Annotated in this window: 1 protein-coding gene; it reads right to left on the reverse strand. The window is 47.6% G+C overall.

Features of this window, described 5'->3' with window-relative positions:
• Positions 1–191: 191 nt before the first annotated feature.
• A protein-coding gene (locus tag D5281_RS24930; RefSeq protein WP_160562534.1) for an IS3 family transposase occupies positions 192–1,348 on the reverse strand; the annotation gives its coding sequence in 2 pieces (ribosomal slippage) (positions 192–1,081 and positions 1,081–1,348; 1,158 coding nt in all).
• Positions 1,349–1,424 lie beyond the last annotated feature (76 nt).

A 1,424-nucleotide genomic window follows, 5' to 3' on the forward strand; every position in this document is an offset into this window, starting at 1 on the left:
TGTAGTGGTCAAGCATTTTTGTAACATTTGTGGCTAAAAATATATTGGATTGTTGCCTGGAGTCTATCGGGGCTGTCAGCTTTTATCAATGGTGCTTCGCACCGCTGCGCGGCCGTGCCATTGACAAAACCTTCCAGCTCCCATTTTGGGTGATCAAGCAATCCAATGATGAGGCATGCTCCCGCCTCTCCTTATGCTGCCGTTCGTGCCTGGTATGGCGTGCGGTAGCCGTTATAGCTGTGCGGGCGTACATGGTTGTACGTGACATAAGCGAATTCCTCCACGGCCTGGTACAGTTCCTCATCTGTTCGGAATTCATAGAGCTTGGTACATTCATTCTTCAGGGTATTGAAGTACCTTTCCATTGGCGCATTGTCGTAGGGGTATCCGGCTTTGCTCATGCTCTGGGCCACATGGACGGATTCGCAGTATTCTATGAAAGCCTTCGATGTATACTGGCTCCCCTGGTCGCTGTGCAGGAGCAGGCCTCCCTTTGTCAGATGCTGGGAATCCAATGCCTTTTGCAGGGTGCGTACAGCCAGGTCACTGGTGATGTGTTTGTCTGTTACACTGGCGACTACACTCCTGTCATAGAGATCTATGATGGCGCAATTGTACCGTACATCTCCGTTCCGTAGGAACAGGTATGTGAAATCCGTACACCATTTCTGGTTCGGCTTGTCTGCATGGAAATCCTGATTCAATTTGTTATCGAATACTTTATGGGGCTTCCCTGGCTTTGTCCCTGGTTTCTTTGGGCGGACGATGGAATGCAAACCCAATTCCCCGTTCATATATTTACGGATTGTTGTCTGGCTATAGCTGTACCCCCTGCGCTCCAGATAGGCAGTCATACTGCGGTACCCGTCTACTCCATTATGGCTGTGGTAGATTTCTTCTATCTGTTCCTTGATTTTCTCTTTTTGGGTATAATAATCCGCCTTCCGGTGTTTCCGGTAGTTATAGTAAGCATTCGGGCAGATCCCCAGCCGCCGCAACAGCCAGCGGACGCCGAATTCTTTATGGTGTTGTTCGATAAACCGATAAGCCTCTAATCGATTTCCTTCGCAAAGAATGCCGCCGCTTTTTTTAGGAAGAGATTTTCCTTCCTCGCATCTTCCAGCTCCTTCCGCAGACGGAGGTTCTCCTTCATAAGTTCCATTTCATTCGGAGCATCAGGATTGGTTTGGGCTTTCGCTTGGCATTCTTTGCTGAATTCACTGCACCACTTGGAGATACTGGCTTTTGATACGCCATACTCAGCGGTAATACTTTTGTATGTTCGTCCTTCTTCCTCATGGAGGCGGACAATCTTCTTCTTAAATTCGGGAGTGTAGTTCTGTGACATAATGAGTACCTCGTTTCTTGTTATTTTGATTATATCTCATTAGCCACTTCTGTTACAACTTTAGTATAGCACTTCA

Source organism: Parablautia muri (genome assembly GCF_009917485.1).
GTDB classification, from domain to species: domain Bacteria; phylum Bacillota; class Clostridia; order Lachnospirales; family Lachnospiraceae; genus Suilimivivens; species Suilimivivens muri.